The sequence below is a fragment of the Streptomyces hokutonensis genome, from assembly GCF_042751305.1.
Lineage (GTDB): Bacteria > Actinomycetota > Actinomycetes > Streptomycetales > Streptomycetaceae > Streptomyces > Streptomyces hokutonensis_A.
Window position 1 is genome coordinate 743,399 of the sequence record NZ_JBHYWD010000002.1, and the last position, 19,769, is coordinate 763,167.

A 19,769-nucleotide genomic window follows, 5' to 3' on the forward strand; every position below is an offset into this window, starting at 1 on the left:
CGGGGAAGGGGGGCGGCCGAGTGGGTAAGCCGACGTGGACTATCCGGCGTACGGCCGAGTGCGCTGCGGGATGTCCCGGGTGGGGTGGGCGAACACTATGAACGCAATGATCGACGGGTAGTCGCCGAGTGGGGCGGTTCCTAGCATCACGGTTCGCAGGGCAAAGTCGCACAGCGAACCCACAGGAGCCGCTCCCTTGAAGACATTTGACGCGCCCGTACCGGTACGCAGGCGGCTCTCGGCCCCTCGCCACCGCCGGGCGGCGCTGGCCGCCGGCCTCGCCGCGGCACTCCTCGGCACGCTCGGCAACGCCCCCGCGCCCCACATGCAGACCGTGCGGCCCGCAGTGGCCAACTGCCCGGCCGACCTGCTCGGGAAGGCGACGTGCTACACCGGCCAGGACGCCAACGGGGCGTACTACGCGATGGCCGTTCCGAAGCGCTGGAACGGATCCCTCGTCGTGCACGCGCACGGCGGACCCGATCTCGGCGACTCCTCGGACCCGGCACGCAGTACCGACGATCTGGGGCGCTGGGCGGTGATGGTCGAGGAGGGGTACGCCTGGGCCGGCTCGTCCTACCGCCGCGGTGGCTATGGGACCCGGATGGCCGCCGCCGATACCGAGAACGTGCGCAAACTGTTCGTCGAGGAGTTCGGCAAACCGAAGCGTACCTATGTGCACGGCCAGTCCTGGGGCGGCGACGTCGCCGCCAAGGTCGCGGAGACCTACGGCCGGCGCCTCGGCGCCTACGACGGCGCGCTGCTGACGAGCGGCGTCCTCGGCGGCGGTTCACGCGGCTACGACTACCGAGTCGACCTACGGGTGGTCTACCAGTACTACTGCCACAACCACCCCCGCCCGAGCGAGCCGCAGTACCCGCTGTGGATGGGGCTGCGCGCGGACTCCACCATGACGAGCGCCGGACTCCGCGCCCGCCTGCAGGAGTGCACCGGATTCGCCTCCGCCCCCACGGAGCGGACCGCGCTCCAGCAGCGCAACCTCGACGACATCCTCGCCGTCACCCGCATCCCGGAGCGCTCGCTGGAATCACATCTGCGGTTCGCCACCTTCACGTTCCGGGACATCGTGTCGAACCGGCTCGGCGGCCGTAACCCCTTCAGCAACCAGGGTGTGCGGTACTCGGGTTCGCACGACGACACGGCGCTCAACGCGGGCGTCGAGCGGTTCTCCGCCGACCCCACCGCGCGCCGCGACCTCTCCTACGACAGTGACCTGACCGGCAGGGTCTCCATCCCCGTCCTCACCCTGCACGCGATCGACGACCCGACCGCCTTCGTCGAACACGAGGCGGCCTACCGCGCCACTCTCCAGGGCGTCGGCAGGGGTGGCAACCTCGTCCAGACCTTCACGACGGAGACCGAGCACAGCGCGCTCAGTGACTCCGAGTACGCCAACTCGATTGCCGCGCTGGACACTTGGGTGCGTCACGGACGCAAGCCGACCGCGGGTTCGATCGCGGCTTCGTGCGCGGACTTCGACCGAACGTACGGCAGCGGCTGCTTCTACGAACCGGCCTTCCGTCCCGCCCCGTACGCCTCGCGGATCCGGCCCCGGCCGGGCGGCCTCACCTGGCCCGCCATGACCGCGAAGCAGGAGCGGGCGTGGAGCCGGACCGACGGCGTGGGGATCGCTCCCTGACCCCCGGCCGCACGAGATCCTCCGCGCCGGGGATCAGGCAACCGTCCGCTGCACGTACGGCGTCAGCCGGACCGGCCCGACCAGCCCGTAGTTCTGCCTCGCCGACGTGCCGAACACCGTGGGGTTGCTGACCCGCAGCCGGTTGAACAGCGGGGTGGCCACCTCGATCTCGATGGTGTTGGCGCCGCGGTGCAGCTGTCCGCCGAGGTCCACCACGGGGTTGAGCCGGTCGACGGGGTCGAGCCGTATCCCGTTGACGGTGACCCGGCAGGTGTCGCTGACGCTGCCCAGCTCCAGCAGGGCCCCCGTGCCGGAGGTCCAGGTGTCCGGCAGCGTGAGCGTCGTGCGGTACCGGCCGATGCCGCCCACGTCGGCCAGTTCGGGGATCTGCGACCAGGGCAGCAGGGCGTCGAGCGTGAGGGTGTGGGTGACGATCGTGGTGGTGGTCGCGGTGTTGCCGGGCTGCCAGTCGTCGACGGAGAGCGTCCACCGGTCGAGGGTGACCGGTGCCGGGACCTCGGGGATCTTCGTGGTGACCTTGCGGCCGTTCGACAGGGTGGTGGTGCGGGTCCCGGCCGTGAAGGCGCGTACGGCCAGTGATCCGTCCGCGAAGAGCACACTGTCCGCGTCGGTGGCGACCGCGTGCGGACGGCTGCCGCAGCGGTCGCCGAACAGCCCCGGGGCGCCCAGCGCGACGACGAGGGTCTCGCCCGGCTGGAGCGTCACCCGGAAGGTGAACGCGTCGCCGTCCTGGGCGTATCGGGCGAGACGGGTCACCTGTCCGCTCCACGGGTCCAGCAGATAGGGGACCGCACCGGAGCCCTTCCGTTGGGTGGCGTGCAGCGTGACGTCGTGGTCGATGAGGGCGACGGCCGGTTTGACGGTCTCGGCGTGCTTGCCGTTGCACAGGTAGTAGAAGTCGGCGTCGTCGGTGACCCGGTGGGCGTTCAGCAGGGTCGACGACACGGAGTGGACGACGTCGGAGGTCACCCCGAGTTCCGCGAACGCCGCGCCGACCAGGGTTTTGTCGGTGACCCGGCGGACGTTCGGCAGGGCGAGCAACTGGGCTGTGAGGGAACGGAGTTCGGCCTGTTCCCCGGCGTCGGGGAGACCGGGGGTGAGCGCCTGGTCGAAGGCGCCGAGGAGCACGGTGGGCAGACCGGCGCGCGCGAACTTCAGGAGTCTGCGGGCGTCGGCGACGGCGAGCGTGGGGTTGGAGCCGTAGAAGAAGTCGCCTTCCAGGAACAGGGCCTTGTAGGCGGGTCCGTCGGGTGCCAGGCGCCGGCCGGAGACCTTGGCCGCGGGCAGGTCGAGCAGGGGGCCGCTCAGGAACTGGTGGGTCCAGCCGAGCGGGATGCCCGTCGAGGTCAGCCAGGAGGCCCCGATGCCGGTCGCCGTGTAGCCGGTCTGCCGGAAGACGGCGATGTCGGCGCGGGCGGTGCCTGCCTGGAGCACCTCGTGGACGCGGCCGAGATAGCCGGCGATGTCGGGCACGTGGTGCCAGGTGGGCTGTCTCGGCCCCCATGACTCGCCGTACCCCGGAGCCCCGCTGTACGGGCTGAACGCGGCGAAGCCGGGCCAGCCGACGCCCGGTGCGGTGGCGTAGGAGAATCCGTGGATGACGGTCTGGTTGACGCCCGCCGCGTACGCGCCGCCCATGGTGCGCAGGAACCTGTCCCACGTGGTGTTGTAGGCGCCGCCCGCGTACGCGCCCGCCTCGCAGGACAGGACGCGGCTGCCGGCCATGTCACGTCCGCCGGCCAGGCAGCGGTAGTCGTCCAGGTTCTTGAAACCGAGCGACTCGCCCTCGGGGACGTCGAGGACGGCCGCCGAGGCGATGGCGTCCGTCTGGAGGCCGTACGGCTGGGAGCGCAGCTTCATGCCGTGGCCGTGCGCCCAGGACCTGAGCGCCCCGAGGTGGTGCTCGTTGAACAGACCCGAGACGGTCTCCCAGAAGTCGTGCCGGATCTCCTGGGTGAGCAGCGCCTCGAAGGCGAAGACCTGGTTGCCGTTGTCGAGGACGACGGCCGGCAGATACGGCAGCAGGTCGCGCCCGGTGCGCTCGCGGAAGGCGGCGGGCAGGCCCGGCGTCCACTGCAGCCCCTTCGTCTCCAGCTCCACGGAGTCCTCGAAGAAGGTGCCGCCCGCCGATCCGAGGAGTGCGCGGAGGGCGGAGTCGAGGATCGCGGAGTCCCAGTAGCGGGTGACGGCCGCGGTCCCGGCCGCGCTGAAGTGGTCGACGACGAATGCGGCGGGCGAGGAGTGCGGCCCCGCCTCCGGCTGCTGGCCCGAGCCGCGCTGCCAGTACGACAGGATCACCCAGGTCGCCGAGTCGGGCGGGGTCCAGCTCAGGTTGCCGCCCGCGACCCGGTCGGTCAGGTCGGTGACGCTGTCGGCGTCCAGGCCGGTCGCCTTGCCGCTGGAGTAGGCGGTGTTGACGCGGGCTGCCTGTACGGCGAAGAGCTTCTGCACGGTGACACCGGAGGCGGCCGGGCGGACCGAGGCCGGTACCGGACCGTCGTAGGGCGCGCCGCCGGTCAACGTGGCCTTGCCGTAGGCGAGTTCCTTCACCGCCGCGTCGTCGTCGGGAGTCACTCCGGGCACGGCGACGGGCCAGCTCGGGCCGAGGGTGAGGTCGATGGTCAGCCCGCGGCGCGCGGCCTGCCGCAGCGCGGCCTTCACGCCGTCGCGCCAGGCCGCGCTTCCCCACCCGTGGTGGGCGGTGTCCAGCACGGAGGTGTCGGTGATGCTGTGGTGGACGGCCGCGATCTCCGCGCCGCCGAATCCCGCGTCGGCCATCCGGTCGATCTCCCGCGCGATCTCCACCGGGTCCACCAGGCCGTCCGGCCACCACCAACGGAACCTGGGCCGGACCGACTTGGCCGGTTGGGCGAACCAACTCGGCGTGACCGCGGCGGCGTTGGAGCGTGCCGTCTCGGAGGCGGCGGCAGCCGCCGCCGGACCGAGTGCCGCGAGCACGCCCGTCGTCAGACCGGCCGTCAGTACCGACCGACGCGTCGTGCCGCCACGCTGCGGGTGGGTCTCGTGCATGGTTCTTCAGCCCCAACTGGTCACGGGTGAGCAGGTATTGGATCGTGAATCGTTTCAATCTCCGCAAGTGCCGGAACCGTATTTCTCCCTCCGAACTGAGGTCAAGAGAAATGACAACGATTCAAGGCGTGAGAAGTGGACGCGGGTGCGGCGGTGGGTTCCGCCCGAGTACGAACGACGGCTGACGCCCACTGCTCATACCGCACCCGCGTCCCGGCCTCGGCCTCTTCGGTACGACGGCCGCCCCGGGCTGCCGAGCGAGAACGACTCCGCCATCGACGGAGCCGGCTCGATCTGCCGGATGCTCGCACGTCCCGAAGCCGAACCTGCCGATCAGGGCAAGCCGTGACCATCGCGCAGGTGCGGAGAGGCAGGTCCGGTCGGTCGCCCGGTTCGGTCAGAAGGCGTGCGCCATCAGTTCCGCGAACAGCTCGTGCTCGTCGACATCGAGACCCCGTGAACGGAACCAGCCGCAGATGTTGGCGCAGTCGCGCTCGAGGAAGGCCATTCCGTTGAGGTTGCCGACCAGGTCGACGATCTGCGGCAGGTCGATGATCACCAGCCGCTCGCCCGCCGCCAGGATGTTGTACGCCGAGAGGTCACCGTGCACGAGGCCGTTCTGCACCATGGTCGCGAGGGCGTCGGTGAGTTGCTCGAAGTACGACGCCAGCAGCTCGGGTGAGGGCCGGGTCTGGGCGAGTCGCGGCGCGGTCCGGACGGTGCCGTCCTCGTCGACGACGGTGATCCATTCCATCAGGATCTCGGTGCCGTCGATCTGGACCGGGTAGGGGACCGGCAGCCCGAGGTTCCAGAACCGCACCAGCGCACCCCACTCGGACACCGCCCACTCGCCGGCCGCGACCTGCCGGCCGAAGGTGCTCTTGCGTTTGACGGCCCGCTCGTCACGTGAGCGTTTCATCGAGCGGCCCTCGGTGTAGGACGCGGCACGGTGGAAGGACCGGTGCTCGGGCGAGCGGTACCGCTTGGCCGCCATGACCACACCGGCGTCGGGGTCGAGCGGGTCGGCGCGCTCGACCAGGTGGACGTCGGCCTCCTTGCCGGTCTTGAGGACACCGAGCTCGGTGTCGATCGCACCCTGCGAGGTCACCACCCAGTCCGGGAGCGGCTCTGGGCCACGGCTGAGGGGTTCGACGCTGAGCCAGGTCGACCAGCGCCGGCCGTCCTCGAGGTCGTCGTCGTAGGCACGGAATTCGAAGACGAAACGGTCGTCGACATCGCCCAGGCCGTCCGGCGACGGGACGGAGCGGTGGGCGTCGGTGCTGAAGTCGTCAGGAAATGCCGGGAGTTGAGAGTGGTGCGGGAGATCGTCGTGAGACATCGCTGGAGGTGCTCCATGAAGTGAGTGAGAGGCGGTCTGCGGGCAGGCCGAGGACAGTCGTGGTCACGGTCGTGCCTCCTCTCGTGGAGCACCGGGCAGCTCCCGGTGGCTCGCCCATGGTGAAGGGCGGACACGGGGAGCGGCAACCGAATAACGGAGCGGGCGCGCGGCCGGGGCCGGTTCACGGATGAACCGGCCCCGGCGTCAGGCGTGTTGGAGGAGCGGCTTCAGCAGTAGAGGTTGCTGCCGGGGCTGACCCCGAGGATGGAGGTGAAGCGGTTGTAGGCGTCGACGCGGCTCTGGACCTGCGCGGGGTTGCGGCCGTCGCATTCCAGGGAGCCGTTGATGGAACGGATGGTCTGGCCGAAACCGGCGCCGTTGACCATGGCGTTGTGCGGGGTCATCGTGCCCGGGCCGGACTGGGTGTTCCAGTACCACAGGCCGGTCTTCCAGGCGACGGCCGAGTCGTTCTGCACCAGCCAGGGGTTGTTGAGGAGGTCGATGCCCAACGCGTCGCCCGCGGCCTTGTAGTTGAAGTTCCAGGACAGCTGGATGGGGCCGCGGCCGTAGTAGGCGGCCTGACCGGCCGGGCAGCCGTAGGACTGGCTCCAGTCGCAGTACGTCGGGTAGTTGGCGGTGTTCTGCTCGACGACGTAGACCAGTCCGCCGGTCTCGTGGCTGACGTTGGCGAGGAAGGCGGCGGCCTCCTGCTTCCTGACCGTGTCGGAGCCGGTGGTGGCGAAGCCGGGGTAGGCGGACAGGGCGGCGGTCAGGCCCTGGTACGTGTAGAAGCCGTTCCGGCTCGGGAACATCTGGTTGAACTGGGCCTCGCTGACGACGAAACCGGACGGGGTGGTGCCGCCGCCGCTCGCGGGGGCGCTCCACTTCTGGTTGGCGCCGCCGGAGCAGGTCCAGATCTGGAGCCGGGTGCCGTTGGCCGAGTTGTTTCCGGTGACGTCCAGGCACTTGTTGGCCTGGGGGTTGACGATGTCGTTCGCCGAGCTGACGGCCCACTTCTGGGCGGCGCTGCCGTTGCAGTCGTAGAGCTGGACCGTCGTGCCGTCCGCCGTACCGCCGGAGGTCACGTCGAGACACTTGCCGAGCGCGCGCAGGGTTCCGTCACCGGGGTTGGACCAGGTCTGGGCGCTGGTGCCGTTGCAGTCGTAGAGCTGTACGGCGGTCCCGTTGGCGGTGTTCGCCCCGGCGACGTCGACGCACTTGCCGGCCAGGCCGGTGATCCGTCCGTCGGCCGCGCGGGCGGGGGAGATGGCGAACAGGGCGGACAGCGCCGCGGCGAGCAGCATGACGAGCGTCAGTCTGCTCAGAACCGTGAGTCTGCGGAGACTTGGTGCGGAGTGGGGGGTGACCATGGGTCTTGGCTCCTGCGGTTGAGAGGCGGGCGAGAGGGTTGGCCTGCGTCGGTCGGCATACGTGCCGGGCGTGCCGCGGCCGTCAGCCCAGAACCGTCTGGCTGACGACGATGTGTCCGGCGTCCGGGTCCAGGACGCCGCCGAGGCGGCTGAAGGCGCCGTCGGTCAGATCGAGGCACTTCGGTTCCTGCGGGGTCTGGGCGAACGTCCCGCGGTCGTTGATCCGCACGGTCAGGGAGCGGCCGTTGGCGACATTGGTGACCTGGACCCGTGTACCGAAAGGCAGTTGGGGCTGGCGCGAGAGCGACGTGGCGGCCGTGTCCGCGTTGTTGTCGAAGACCTCGCCGCTGGCTGTGAGGGCACCGGCGGGCTGGGGGCCGTAGTGCGTGGCCCAGCACTGCTCCCCGGACTGGTGCGTGGGGGCGTTCCATTTCTGGTTGGCGCCTCCGGTGCAGGTCCAGATCTGGATGCGCGCCCCGTTGGCGGAGGAGTTGTCGGAGACGTCGAGGCATTTGTTCGCGGCCGGGTTGACGATGTCGTTCGCGGCGGTGACGGTCCAGCGCTGGTTCGCGCCGCCGGTGCAGGTCCACAGCTGGACCTTGGCGCCGTCGGCGGTCGAACTGCCGGTGACGTCAAGGCATTTGCCCAGCGCGCGGACGGTGCTGTCCGTACCGACCGTCCACTGTTGGGCGGCGGTGCCGTTGCAGTCGTAGAGCTGGACCGGTGTGCCGTCGGCGGAGGCCGCTCCGGCGACGTCGAGGCACTTGCCGGCGAGGCCGGTGACCGCCCCGGTCGCCGCGACTGCCGCTGCCGCGGTGAGGAGACCGATCAGCAGGGTCAGCAGGGCGAGGACGGGGGCGGTGCGTAACGCGACGCGGGGGAGGGAGGAGCGAGTGGTCATGGGGGTGTCGGGGCCCTTTCGAGCGGGTCAGCGCACGCGGAAGAGGGCGCACGTCTCAACTGGGCGTGAGCCGAAGGGAGTTGACCACTCGAAAGTAAAAGTCTAGACCAATTTGGTCAAGGTGTGTGCATGACACTGAATGAATTCCCCACTCGTGCGGGCCGAGCCGGGCCCCGGCCCGCACGCGCTGTCCTGTGAGGTCGCAGGGTGGGCTCGCGGGCTCAGCCCGTGTAGGTCGCGAAGAGTTTGGAGAACTGGTACGGCGTCTGCGGGATGTTCGTGCACTCGCTCAGGCCGCCGGTGCAGGCGTTCCCGTCGCGGGTCACGTCCCAGAAGCCCAGCTCGCCGAGGTGGTTCTGGCGGGCGAAGGTGAGCACCTGCTGTGCGTCGGCGACGGTGAACACCTCACTGGCGGTGTCGTTCTGGCCGAGCATCGGGGTGAGGCCGACCATGGCCCAGGTCTGGGCGGTGGTGAGGTTCGGCCACACGGAGGCGATCTGGGCGCGGGTCGAGGTCGCGGCCTGGACGGCGTAAGTGCCCATCTTTCCGGACGGGTTGGGTGCGGCGCTGTCGCCGTAGTCCATGGCCATCAGGTTCACGGTGTCGACGTTCAGGTTGTGCGCCTTGGCGGAGTCGAGGATGTAGAGGCCGTCCGCGGTCAGGCCGCTGGGCAGCACCGGGAGCGTGAGTGTGACCTTGAGGTCCCGCCCCTTGGCGCGCTGCGCGGCCTGGACGGCGGCGACGGCCGTCGAGCGCCGGTCGATCGAGGCATGGTCGACCGTTGCGGCGCCTTCGATGTCGAAGTCCACGCGGTCCAGGGCGTAGGCGTCCACGACCTTCTGGTACTGCGCCTGGAGCGCGGCGGTGCCGCTGCAGGCGAGGGCGAGTTCGGTGCCCGCCTCACCGCCGAAGGACGGCCGTACGTCACCGCCCATCGCGCGCAGCGAGTCGAAGTCCGCCCGGTCCCAGGCCGCGCCCGGGTCGAAGGAGTTGAACCAGCTCGCGTTGCAGCCGGCCGACCCCGCGGTGATGAAGCCGAGCGAGAACTGCCGCAGTCCGGTGGTGGTGGCGATCTGCGTGAGGTTCGGCGTCGGGTAGGCGCCGAGGTCGATGAAGGGGGCCGCCACGCCGGGAGTCGTGCCGCTGCCCGCGGTCGCGGTGAGCGTCGCGGAGTGCGCCGACTGGTTGTCGGAGTCGTCGAGCGCGGTCACCGTGAAGCTGTGGCTGCTGCCGGGAAGCAGGCCGGTCGCCTTGAAGGTGGTGCCGGTGCCGGAGGTGGTGGCGATGACGTCGCTGCCCTCGTAGACCCGGTAGCCGACCACGCCGACATTGTCGGTCGAGGCGTTCCAGCCCAGCGTGACACTGCCGGGGCCGGTGGCCCGGACGGCGAGGCCGGTGGGCGCCGAAGGCGCGACGGTGTCGGCGGGGACGCCGGCGCAGGGGCCGTTGTTGATCAGGCAGCCGCTCGGCGCGACGACCGAACCGCTGTAGCTGAAGTCCATGCCGGCGACGGGCGCGGAGTCACCCGGGGCGAGCGGCGCCTCCCACGTGGGGGAGGTGATCGTGTACTGCGTCCCGCTGTGGGTGACCGTGCCGTTCCACGAACTGGTGACGGCCTCGCCGGCGGGCAGGGTGAAGGTGATGGTCCATGAAGTGACCGTGTGGGTGGACTTGTTGGTGACCGTGTAGCCGCCCTCGAAGCCGGTACCCCAGGTGGAGGTGATGCCGAAGGAGGCGATCAGACCGGTGTTGTCGGCCGCGTGGGCGGCCGGGGTGGCGAACGTGGCCATGCCGCCGGCCATCAGGGCGGCGGTCAATGCGGCGCGCGGCGACGCACGTCTCATGCGGTTGCTCCTCCGTGGGGCGAGGCCGCGCACGGCGTCGCGCCGGTACGCGGATTGCGGTGCCCTGCACGCCCGTCGCACGGTGGACGGGTGCGGGTGGGGAGGAGCCGTGCGACGTGATCAGGGCGGGGTGAGGCAGGGGAAGACCGTCGAACGGCGAGTCGTGAACTTAATCGGAAACTTTCCTTACATCTGCCTGTGTGACGAAGCGTGGCTGGCCGCGTCTGCTGACGTCAAGGGATCCGCGAAAGATTCGTCTAGACCAATTTCCGTCCCGGGGGTGCGAGTTGGGCCTGCGGATGGTCACCGCAGTCCGCTGTAGGCGGCCATGATGATCTCCATGCCGCGGTTGTCCTCCTGCTGCTCCCGGTCGAGCATCTGGTTCATCACGTACGCCACCGTCATACGTGCGTCGGGGTCGCTCGCGACCAGCGAGCCGCCCCATCCACCCCAGCCGAACATGTTGCCGAACTTGCCGAAGCCCACAGTCCAGGACATCGGAGTCCGCAGCACCCGGTCCTCACCGCGGAACACCTCCTGCCACGCGGGCTCGCAGCCCTGGGGGGAGAGCAGCCGCACGCCACCCGCGCAGCCCCGGTTCGCCAGTACCGACTGGACGAGGGCGACGGACCGGGCGTTGCCGAAGCCGTTCACCGCGGGGATCTGCGCACGACGCCAGGCCACGGAGTTGGCATCCCTGACCCGGACCGCGACACCGTCGTACTGCCGGCGGGTGCCGTCCGGTCCGGGCGGTGCGGCGGCGGCGTACGCGTCGGTCAGCGACGGCGGCGGGATGAGCGGGGCGACGCGGCGGTCGTCGTCGGCGGAGAGCCCGATGTGGAAGTCCGCGCCCAGCGGCCCGGCCACCTCCTCGGCGAAGAAATCGCCGAGGAACCGCCCGGTGATGCGGCGGACGATCTCACCGATCAGGAATCCGAAGGTGAGCCCGTGGTATCCGGCGGCGGTTCCCGGTTCCCACTCGGGTGCCTGCGCGGCCAGCCCTGCCGTCACGCTCTGCCAGTCGTAGAGGTCCTCGACCGCGGTCGGCCCGGACAGGTCCGGCAGCCCCGCGGTATGGGACAGCACATGGCGGACCAGCAGACGCTCCTTGCCCGCCGCCGCGAACTCGGGCCAGTAGGCGGCGACCGGCGCGGAGAGATCGAGCCGTCCCTGGTCGGCCAGGACGAGCGCGCACAGGGCGGTCATGTTCTTGGTCGTCGAGTTCACGCCTGTGAGGGTGTCGCGCTCCCAGGCGACAGTCCGGTCCGCGTCGGCGTACCCGCCCCACAGGTCGACCACCGGCTCGCCGTCGAGGTAGACGGCGACCGAGGCGCCCACATCCTCCTTGCCGAGCGAAGCCGCGAGGGCCGTCTCGACTGCGGCGAACCGCGGCTCGCACATCCCCTTAACATCAGTCATGTGCGCCAGCCTCAGGCAACGCCGAGGCCACCCGCCCGACAATTCCCGCACGGCTTCCGTCGGGTAGGGCGCGAAGACATCACCTAGACCTGAAGACGGCCCGGCCGTATCGGCAGGAAGAGGGACGGACACACGTGCTGGAGCGGTTGAATCAGGCACTGGACCACCTGGAGGCCTGCCTCGACCGGGACGTCGACGTGGACGTGGCCGAGGCCGCCCGGATCGCGGCGGTGTCGGAGTACCACTTCCGGCGACTGTTCTCCGCCCTCGCGGGGATGCCGCTCCCGGTCTACGTACGGCGCCGCAGGATGACCCTTGCGGCGGCAGAGGTGCTGGCCGGGCGGCGCACGTTGCTCGATGTCGCGGTGCGCTACGGCTACGGCTCGGGCGAGGCGTTCGCCCGGGCGTTCCGGTCGGTGCACGGCATCGGCCCGGGCGAGGCCCGGCGCGAAGGTGCCCTGCTCACGGCACAGCCGCGGATGTCCTTCCGCGTCGTCGTCGAAGGCAGTACGACGATGCGGTACCGGATCGTGGAGAAGGAGGCGTTCCGGATCGTCGGCAGGAAGGCGCTGGTCCCGCTGGTGCACGAGGGGGTCAACGCGGCCGCCGCGGCGCACCTGGAATCCCTGGACGAGCGGGCGATCGTACGGATGAAGGAGCTGGCGGACCGGGAACCCGAGGGGATCGTGTCGGCCGCGGTGTATCTCACCGACAGCCGGGAGGAGGGGGCCGAGGCGGACTACTGGATCGGCGTGGTCACCGGCCCGGAGCCGGTCGTCGAGGACCTCGACGCCCTCGACGTGCCGGCCGGGACCTGGGCGGTCTTCGACAACGACGGGCCCTATCCGAGCGCGCTCCAGGAACTGTGGCGGGACGTGTTCACGCAGTGGTTCCCCTCCAACCCGTACACGAGCCGGCCAGGTCCGGAACTCCTGCGGACGCAGCCGGTGGAGATCGGCGAAGAGACCCACTCCCAGCTGTGGATCCCGATCGAGCGGAGCATCGGGAACACCGGCGCGTGAAGATCGGTCTGCCGACGGGTGGGGATACTCCGGCTCGGCTTGACCTCATGGCTTGATCTCACGGCTGGGCGAGCGGCGACCCGAGCGCTCGTAGACTCTTGTTGCCCCCAGGGGCGCATCGGGCAACGGCGGCCGAGGCGACAGGCTACAGAAACAGGGCGAACCGGGCGCATCGCGGTCCTGCCCTCCTCTCTCCCCCGCATCAGCACACAGACCTCAGCCCGTGAAAGGTATTCGCGCTCCATGCCACTGGCACTGCTGGCCCTTGCCCTCGTCGCGTTCGGAATCGGTACGACCGAGTTCGCCACGATGGGACTGCTGCCCCAGATCGCCGACGGCGTCGGTGTGTCCGTGCCGCATGCCGGCAACCTCGTCTCCGCCTACGCGCTCGGTGTCGTCGTCGGGGCGCCCGTCCTGACCGGCATCGGCGCGCGCATCGCCCACAAACGGCTCCTGCTCCTGCTGTCCGCGTTGTTCGTGATCGGCAACGTCGCCTCCGCCCTCGCTCCGAACTTCGGCCTGCTGTTCGCCGCGCGGTTCCTGGCGGGCCTGCCCCACGGAGCGCTCTTCGGAGTGGGCGCCGTCGTGGCGTCCCGGCTGGTCGCCCCCGAACGAGCCGGGCGGGCCGTGTCGAGGATGTTCCTCGGACTCACCGTCGCCAACATCGTCGGCGTTCCGGCCGGCACCGCCCTCGGGCAGCATCTCGGCTGGCGGTACGCCTACTGTGCCGTCGCCGTCATCGGCCTTGTCGCGCTGTCCGCGCTGGCCGCCTTCGTCCCCCATCAGCCCCGCGGCAACCAGTCCGGCTTCCGGCACGAACTGCGGGCGATGGGCAACCGGCAGGTCGCCCTCGGCCTGGCCACCGCCGTCGTCGGATTCGGCGGCTTCTTCGCCGTGTACAGCTACCTGGTACCGATCCTGACCCACGTGACCGGCCTCTCCGACTCCTCCACCACCTGGGTCCTCGCGCTCTACGGCATCGGAATGACGCTGGGCACACTGATCGCGGGCCCGCTCACCGACCGGGCCCTGCGCCCGACGCTGTACGGGGGCCTCTTCCTGCTCGGCTCGGCGCTCGTGGCGTTCTACTTCACCGTGCACAGCACTGTCCCCGCCCTGCTGACCCTCGTGTTCATGGGCGCGATGGGCGCCCTGGTCACCACTCCCGTGCAGATGCTGCTCATGGCCAAGGCGAAGAACGCCCCGACGATGGCCGCGGCCTCCAACCACTCCGCCTTCAACCTGGCCAACGCCGGCGGAGCCTGGCTCGGCGGCCTGGCCATCTCCGCCGGCTGGGGCTGGGCCTCACCGGCCCTGGTCGGCGCGACACTCGCCGCGGCGGGCCTCGGCCTCGCCCTCCTCGCGGGCTTCACGGACCGCGAAACCGGCAGCTCCACACTGATCACCGCCTCACCGGCCCAGACCTCAGCCCCGGTTTCGGCAGAGCCTGTGTCGACGACGTCTCAGGCGCGAAACGATGGCAGCGCCTGAGACACGCCCCCTTCAGACGCCCGAGGGGAGACTGGAGGCAGCGGGGCCGGCAGACGGGGGCGGACTCCTGCTACCTGATCCAATGACGGCCCACGGCGGCCGGTGCCACGTATCGTCCGTTGTTGTTAGACCTGTGGGGGAATGACTGAGAGGGCGCCGTGACGTCGCGCGGCGATCGCTGCCTTCCGGTGCTCAGTGTGGCGGCAGGCTACGCGGGTTCGGGTGCGATGAGATCCAGAAGCGCCTCCGTGCCGCCTTCGGCGAGCGCGGCACGCTGCCTTGCGGCTCCCGTGCCCTGATCGAGCAGCCGCTGCACGCCGGCGGACACCCGGTCGACGTCCCCGAGTTCCTCGAGCGCGGGTGTGAGGCGATCGAGCAGGGCGCCCACCACCGCGGCTGCCGGGGAGGACGTGGCGGTACGGGGGTCGACCAGATCCGTGCTCAGGCCGTGGCGCGCCGCGTGCCACCCGGCGGCCTGCAGGATCTCGGGCGAGGGGTCCAGAGCCGGCAGATCGCGACGTCCCTCGCTCAGCGCGGTCACCACCAGTGCGCGGGTGAGACCGGCGAGGGTGACGGCACTGTCGACGTCCAACTGGACATCGGGTGCGCGTACCTCCAGCGTCGGGTAGTCGTCGGACAGCCGGGCATGCCAGTACAACTGGCCCCGGTCGGCTACCACGCCGGTGGCCAGCAGAGCGGCTACCTGCTCCTCGTAGTCCGCGGCGCCGGTGAAGAACGGCGGCGAGCCGCTGATCGGCCAGCGGCCGAAGACCACGGTGCGCCAACTCGCGTAACCGGTGTCCCGCCCTTCCCAGAACGGGGAGTTGGCGCCCAGGGCCACCAGCACCGGCAGCCAGGGTCTCAGCCGGCCCAGCGCAGCGGCACCGGCCTGACGGTCCGGCACGGCGACATGGACGTGCATGCCGCAGATCAGCTGCTCGTCGACCAGCCGTGCGGCCTCGGCCCGCATGGTCCGATAGCGCTGCTGCGCGGTGACAGGCACCGTCGACGCACCGGCCAGCGGCGCGCCGCCGGTCGCCGCGAGCCGGCAGTTCGCGCTGCGAGCGGCGCCGCCCACCGCGCGCCGGAACCGGGTGAGGTGTGCGGTGACCTCCGCAAGGTCGGAACACACCGGCGTGGCGACCTCCACCTGCGCCTGGAGCAGTTCGGTGTCGATGTCCTCCCGCCGCACACCGGGCTCGCGCCCCGCTGCGGCACGGACCTCGCCGATGCGCGGCGCAGGCAGCCCCGTCTCACGATCGAGCAGCAGGAACTCTTCTTCGACGCCGAGCGTCACACCTGTCGTCATAGTGGTGGGGTGCCCCCGATCTGCACCTTCACCACAGAATCAGTACGCCGATCCGACTCCGCAAGCCGCGAAGTCGGTGGCAGTGCGGCGCCGAGGAGAACACCGATCGGTCGCTGTGTCGCAGCCTCGTCCGCTTGAGTCCGCCGTCACAGGGCGACAGGCCGCGACGGCCCCGTGCGATCCGGTAACATGTCATCGAATGGATGACAAAGGCGATGTCGTCGACTCGATGACCATCCGAGGGAGGTGCCCGTGACCGCAGCCGACCCGCCGTCCACGACCAGTACCGACACCCACAGCCCCGCGTCCTTTCTCGCCGCCGCGGCGGCTCTTGCCGCCATAGACGACGCGCTGCGCGATGCCCAGTACGAGACCCCCGACGCCGCCGGCCCCGGCGCCGAGCAGGCGCTGGCCTCCTTGATGTTGCTGCGGCAGGTGCGGGAGCAGCTCGCAGGCTGGGAGACCGGCCTGATCGAGACCGCCCGCGACGCGGGCGCCAGCTGGGCCGACCTCGCCGGCCCCCTCGGCGTCGCCAGCCGCCAGGCCGCCGAGCGCCGATACCTGCGCGGTCGCCCCGGCACCGTCGGCACCACCGGCGAGCAGCGCGTGACGGCCACCCGGCAGGCCAGGGCCGCCGAACGCGCCACCGCCACCTGGGCCCGCGCCAACGCCGCCGACCTGCGCCGCCTCGCCGGACAGCTCACCGCGCTCGCCCACCTCGGGCCCGAAGCGCGCTCAGCCCAGGCCACCCTGCACGCGGCTCTTGGCGCCGCCGACGCCGCAGAGCTCATCGCGCCCCTGGCCGGCATGCGTCCCTACCTCGATGCCCGCCACACCGGTCTTGTCGAATCCCTGGACGCCCTCGAAGGCCGGCGTTCGACGACAGCCGGTGGCGATGACTGACTCCCACGACGCAGATTCACATCACGCGGGTGCGGTCCGGGCCGCCCCTGACCACGCCGACGGCGGGCGACGGTCCGTCTCGGCCCGAATCCAAGTCCGTTTATGACGTTCCCACAGAAAGAGACCCACATGGGCAGCAGTGTCGAGACGCTGGAATTCCAGGCCGAGACCCGCCAGTTGCTCCGGCTGGTGATTCACTCGATCTACTCGAACAAGGACATCTTCCTGCGCGAGCTGATCTCGAACGCGTCCGACGCCCTGGACAAGCTACGGCTGGAATCGCTGACCGACTCCGGCCTCGCCGAGATCGACGCCACCGACCTGCACATTTGGTTGGAGGTCGACAAGGACGCCCGCACCCTGACCGTCCGTGACAACGGGATCGGCATGGCCAGGGAGGAGCTCGTGGAGCTGATCGGCACGATCGCCAAGTCCGGTACCGCCGGCCTACTGGAGAAGATCAAGGAGTCCGAGGACGCCGCCACGGCGGAGAACCTGATCGGGCAGTTCGGTGTCGGCTTCTACTCGGCGTTCATGGTTGCCGACAAGGTCACCCTGCGCACCCGGCGGGCCGGCACCGACTCCGGCACCCAGTGGGAATCTGACGGCGAAGGCACCTACGACCTCCAGGCCGTCGACGGCCTGCCCGTGGGCACCTCGGTCACCCTGCACCTCAAGCCTGCCGACAGCGAGGACGGGCTGGCCGACTATCTGTCCGAGTCGAAGATCCGTCAGATCGTCAAGCGGTATTCGGACTTCATCCGCTGGCCGATCCGGATGGCCACCGAACGCACCGGCGCCGAGGGCGAGGCCACTCGCGACATCGACACGCTCAACTCGATGAAGGCGCTGTGGGCCCGGCCGCGCAGCGAGGTGACCGAGGACGAGTACAACGAGTTCTACCAGCAGATCAGCCACGACTGGCTGCCCCCGGCCGAGACGATCCATATGCGGGCCGAAGGCACTTTCGAGTACGAGGCGCTGCTGTTCATCCCCTCGCAGGCACCCTTCGACCTGTTCTCCCGGGAGACCAAGCCAGGCGTGCAGCTGTACGTCAAGCGGGTGTTCATCATGGACGACTGCGAAGCGCTCATGCCCAACTACCTGCGCTTCGTCAAGGGTGTCGTGGACGCCCACGACCTGTCGCTGAACGTCTCCCGCGAGATCCTGCAGCACGACCGACAGATCCGCGGCGTACGCCGGCGCCTGGTCAAGAAGGTCCTCGGCGCCATAAAGGACATGCAGTCCAAGGACGCCGAGGGTTACGCGAAGGTGTGGGGGCAGTTCGGCCGGGCGCTGAAGGAAGGCCTGGTCGAGGACACCGACAACACCGAGGCTCTGTTGGAGCTGGTGTCGGCCGCCTCCACGCACGATCCGGAGAAGACCACCACGCTGCGCGAGTACGTCGAGCGCATGAAGGCCGGCCAGGACACCATCTACTACCTGACCGGCGAGACCCGCGCGACGGTGGAGAACTCTCCGCACATGGAAGCCTTCGCCGCCAAGGGGTACGAGGTTCTGATCCTCACGGACCCCGTCGACGAGGTGTGGGTCGATCGGGTCCCGGCCTTCGACGGGCACCGGCTGCAGTCCATCGCCAAGGGTCAGGTCGATCTCGACGAGTCCGCCGACGGCGACCAGGAGACCGACGCCGAGAAGGCCCGGCGCGAGCAGGACTTCGCAGCCCTGCTGGCGTGGCTGACCACCACCCTGTCCGAGCAGGTCAAGCAGGTCCGCCTGTCGTCACGCCTGACGGCCTCGGCGGCCTGCATCGTCGGGGAGGCGCACGACGTGACGCCGACCCTGGAGAAGATGTACCGGGCGATGGGACAGCAGATCCCCCCGGTCAAGCGGATCCTGGAACTCAACCCCGCACACCCGCTGATCACCGCCCTGCGCACAGCACACGACGCAGGCGCCGACGACCCCGCACTGGCGGGGATCGCCGAGCTGATCTACGGCAGCGCGCTGCTCGCAGAAGGGGGCGACCTGCCCGACCCGGCCCGCTTCACCCGGCTGCTCACCGATCGCCTGACCCGCACTCTGTAACCACGGGTGCGGCCCAACCACGGGTGCGGCCCGGCACACGCGAAGTGCCGGTTCGCACCCGCCGTCCCCTTGATCAGCCAAGGCATCGGCTCTGCCAAGAAGACCATCGGTCGCAGACGGCACGGTCATGGTCCGGGCCGGCGCCGACCCCGGCCCGGACCACGACCGGTCGAGCAGCCCACCATGGCGGAGTTCACGCCGCATGCGCGCTGCCGACCCGCCCGCGGCTGTTGGGGGGCGCCGACGGGCGGTGACCGGCCCGAAGGGATGGGAATGGGCCGGCCGATGTCCGCGCGGCGGACCGATGAAGCGGACGCGCGAACTCCAGGAATCTAGCGCGTGGCAGCCGCCGCGCACGATCCACTGAGCGCGGCTGTTGTCCGCGGAGCGCGGGGCGATGGCGTGGGCCCGGTCACCCTGAACGCAGTGTCTGCGAGGGTAACTCGCCGAAGCGCGCCCGGTAGCGGGACGCGAAGCGGCCCAGGTGGTCGAAGCCCCAACGATGGGCGACCTCGCTCACGTTCACCTCGCCCGGAGTGCCGCGGCGCAGCTCGTCGTGGGCGCGGGTGAGGCGGACGTCGGTGAGGTAGGCCAGTGGGGTCATTCCGACGTACTGCTGGAAGGCCTCTTGGAGTCGCCGCACGCTCACGTCGGCCACAACGGCCAACTCTCCTACCGTGAACGGGTGTTGCGGCATGCTGTGGATGGCCTCGACAGCACGCTTGACGGGACCCGGGCGCAGGGCGGAGTCCGGCCGGTCGAGTTCGTCGCGGTAGCGGTGGCCGGTGGCGAGGAGGAGCCCGGTCAGCAGGGCCTCCTGGAGCGGGCGGGCGACCATCGGCCGGGTGAGCAGCCCGCCGGCCCGCATCTCGTTGAACACCCCGCGAATCATCCGTGCCCAGCTCAGGCCCGCGCCGTGCGCGACGTCGAGTTCGGGCGTGAGGACGACGGGGGCGCGCAGCGGCCGGCCGAGAAGGAACTCGAGTTGATCGTTCAGGGCCTTGGGGTCGATCTTCACGGCCAGCATGGAGCAGTCGGTGCTCACTCGGTCCAGGGCCGTGTCGCCGTGCGGCTGGAAGACGGCGGCGTTCGCGGTGGTCGCCACGGCATTGGTGTGGGTTCCTTGACGCCAGGCCAGGTGGCCGCCCAGGGGGATGTCCACGTGGTAGGAGCCGAGTTCTCCGAACCGTATGCGTACCTCCGCGCCGAAGGAGAGTCGTCCGAGAGTGAGCGGACCGAGTGCGGCGATGTCGAACCGGGCCGCGAACTCGGCGCTGCCGTCCGGCACGTCGATGAAGTTGGCGTAGAAGCGTTCCCGGATGACCTGCCGAGCCTCGTCCACATCCGTCGTCCGGAACGTCAGCACATCCTGGCCCTGGGTGGGCGAGCGGTGCATGCCGCAACCTCCTGC

General features: G+C 70.2%; 13 protein-coding genes. 5 read left to right on the forward strand and 8 right to left on the reverse strand.

Annotation, left to right across the window (positions count from 1 at the left end; all coding sequences use genetic code 11):
* The first annotated feature begins 196 nt into the window (after positions 1-196).
* Positions 197-1,660 carry an alpha/beta hydrolase gene (locus tag ACFXC1_RS09540; protein ID WP_381240998.1) on the forward strand — a complete coding sequence of 488 codons (1,464 nt, stop codon included), beginning with the start codon at positions 197-199 and terminating at the stop codon, positions 1,658-1,660.
* Between the two features lie 33 nt (positions 1,661-1,693).
* Here ACFXC1_RS09540 and ACFXC1_RS09545 read toward each other — a convergent pair whose 3' ends face one another.
* From ACFXC1_RS09545 to ACFXC1_RS09570, 6 genes are all read right to left on the reverse strand, one after another.
* Positions 1,694-4,711 (reverse strand): glycosyl hydrolase, encoded by a 3,018-nt coding sequence (locus tag ACFXC1_RS09545; RefSeq protein ID WP_381241000.1) that lies wholly within the window; start codon positions 4,709-4,711, stop codon positions 1,694-1,696.
* A gap of 397 nt (positions 4,712-5,108) precedes the next feature.
* A complete protein-coding gene (locus ACFXC1_RS09550; protein WP_381241002.1) occupies positions 5,109-6,050 on the reverse strand; it encodes a serine protein kinase RIO in 942 nt (313 codons plus the stop codon).
* A 227-nt stretch (positions 6,051-6,277) separates the two neighbouring features.
* Positions 6,278-7,354 (reverse strand): glycoside hydrolase family 19 protein, encoded by a 1,077-nt coding sequence (locus ACFXC1_RS09555; RefSeq protein ID WP_381241149.1) that lies wholly within the window; start codon positions 7,352-7,354, stop codon positions 6,278-6,280.
* Between the two features lie 148 nt (positions 7,355-7,502).
* Positions 7,503-8,321 (reverse strand): lectin, encoded by an 819-nt coding sequence (locus ACFXC1_RS09560; RefSeq protein ID WP_381241004.1) that lies wholly within the window; start codon positions 8,319-8,321, stop codon positions 7,503-7,505.
* A 221-nt stretch (positions 8,322-8,542) separates the two neighbouring features.
* Positions 8,543-10,165 (reverse strand): cellulose binding domain-containing protein, encoded by a 1,623-nt coding sequence (locus ACFXC1_RS09565; protein ID WP_381241006.1) that lies wholly within the window; start codon positions 10,163-10,165, stop codon positions 8,543-8,545.
* Between the two features lie 303 nt (positions 10,166-10,468).
* Positions 10,469-11,584 carry a serine hydrolase domain-containing protein gene (locus tag ACFXC1_RS09570; protein ID WP_381241008.1) on the reverse strand — a complete coding sequence of 372 codons (1,116 nt, stop codon included), beginning with the start codon at positions 11,582-11,584 and terminating at the stop codon, positions 10,469-10,471.
* Between the two features lie 134 nt (positions 11,585-11,718).
* Between ACFXC1_RS09570 and ACFXC1_RS09575 the strand changes: the two genes are divergently transcribed.
* Both ACFXC1_RS09575 and ACFXC1_RS09580 read left to right on the forward strand, forming a co-directional pair.
* Entirely contained in the window at positions 11,719-12,606 is an 888-nt protein-coding gene (locus ACFXC1_RS09575) for an AraC family transcriptional regulator (protein WP_381241010.1), read from the forward strand.
* 243 nt (positions 12,607-12,849) lie between these two features.
* Positions 12,850-14,097: an MFS transporter gene (locus ACFXC1_RS09580; RefSeq protein WP_381241012.1), complete on the forward strand. Its 1,248-nt coding sequence runs from the start codon at positions 12,850-12,852 to the stop codon at positions 14,095-14,097.
* 208 nt (positions 14,098-14,305) lie between these two features.
* On the opposite strand, the gene ACFXC1_RS09585 is transcribed toward ACFXC1_RS09580, so the two are convergent.
* Positions 14,306-15,406, reverse strand: coding sequence for a carboxylate-amine ligase (locus ACFXC1_RS09585; protein WP_381241014.1), 1,101 nt, complete (start codon positions 15,404-15,406; stop codon positions 14,306-14,308).
* Positions 15,407-15,658: 252 nt separating this feature from the next.
* On the opposite strand from ACFXC1_RS09585, the gene ACFXC1_RS09590 reads away from it, so the two are divergent.
* Positions 15,659-16,309 (forward strand): type III effector protein, encoded by a 651-nt coding sequence (locus ACFXC1_RS09590; RefSeq protein ID WP_381241016.1) that lies wholly within the window; start codon positions 15,659-15,661, stop codon positions 16,307-16,309.
* 129 nt (positions 16,310-16,438) lie between these two features.
* Entirely contained in the window at positions 16,439-18,358 is a 1,920-nt protein-coding gene (gene htpG, locus ACFXC1_RS09595) for a molecular chaperone HtpG (RefSeq protein WP_381241018.1), read from the forward strand.
* Positions 18,359-18,770: 412 nt separating this feature from the next.
* On the opposite strand, the gene ACFXC1_RS09600 is transcribed toward htpG, so the two are convergent.
* On the reverse strand, positions 18,771-19,754 hold the full coding sequence (locus ACFXC1_RS09600) for an AraC family transcriptional regulator (protein WP_381241020.1): 984 nt from the start codon (positions 19,752-19,754) through the stop codon (positions 18,771-18,773).
* Positions 19,755-19,769: the final 15 nt, after the last annotated feature.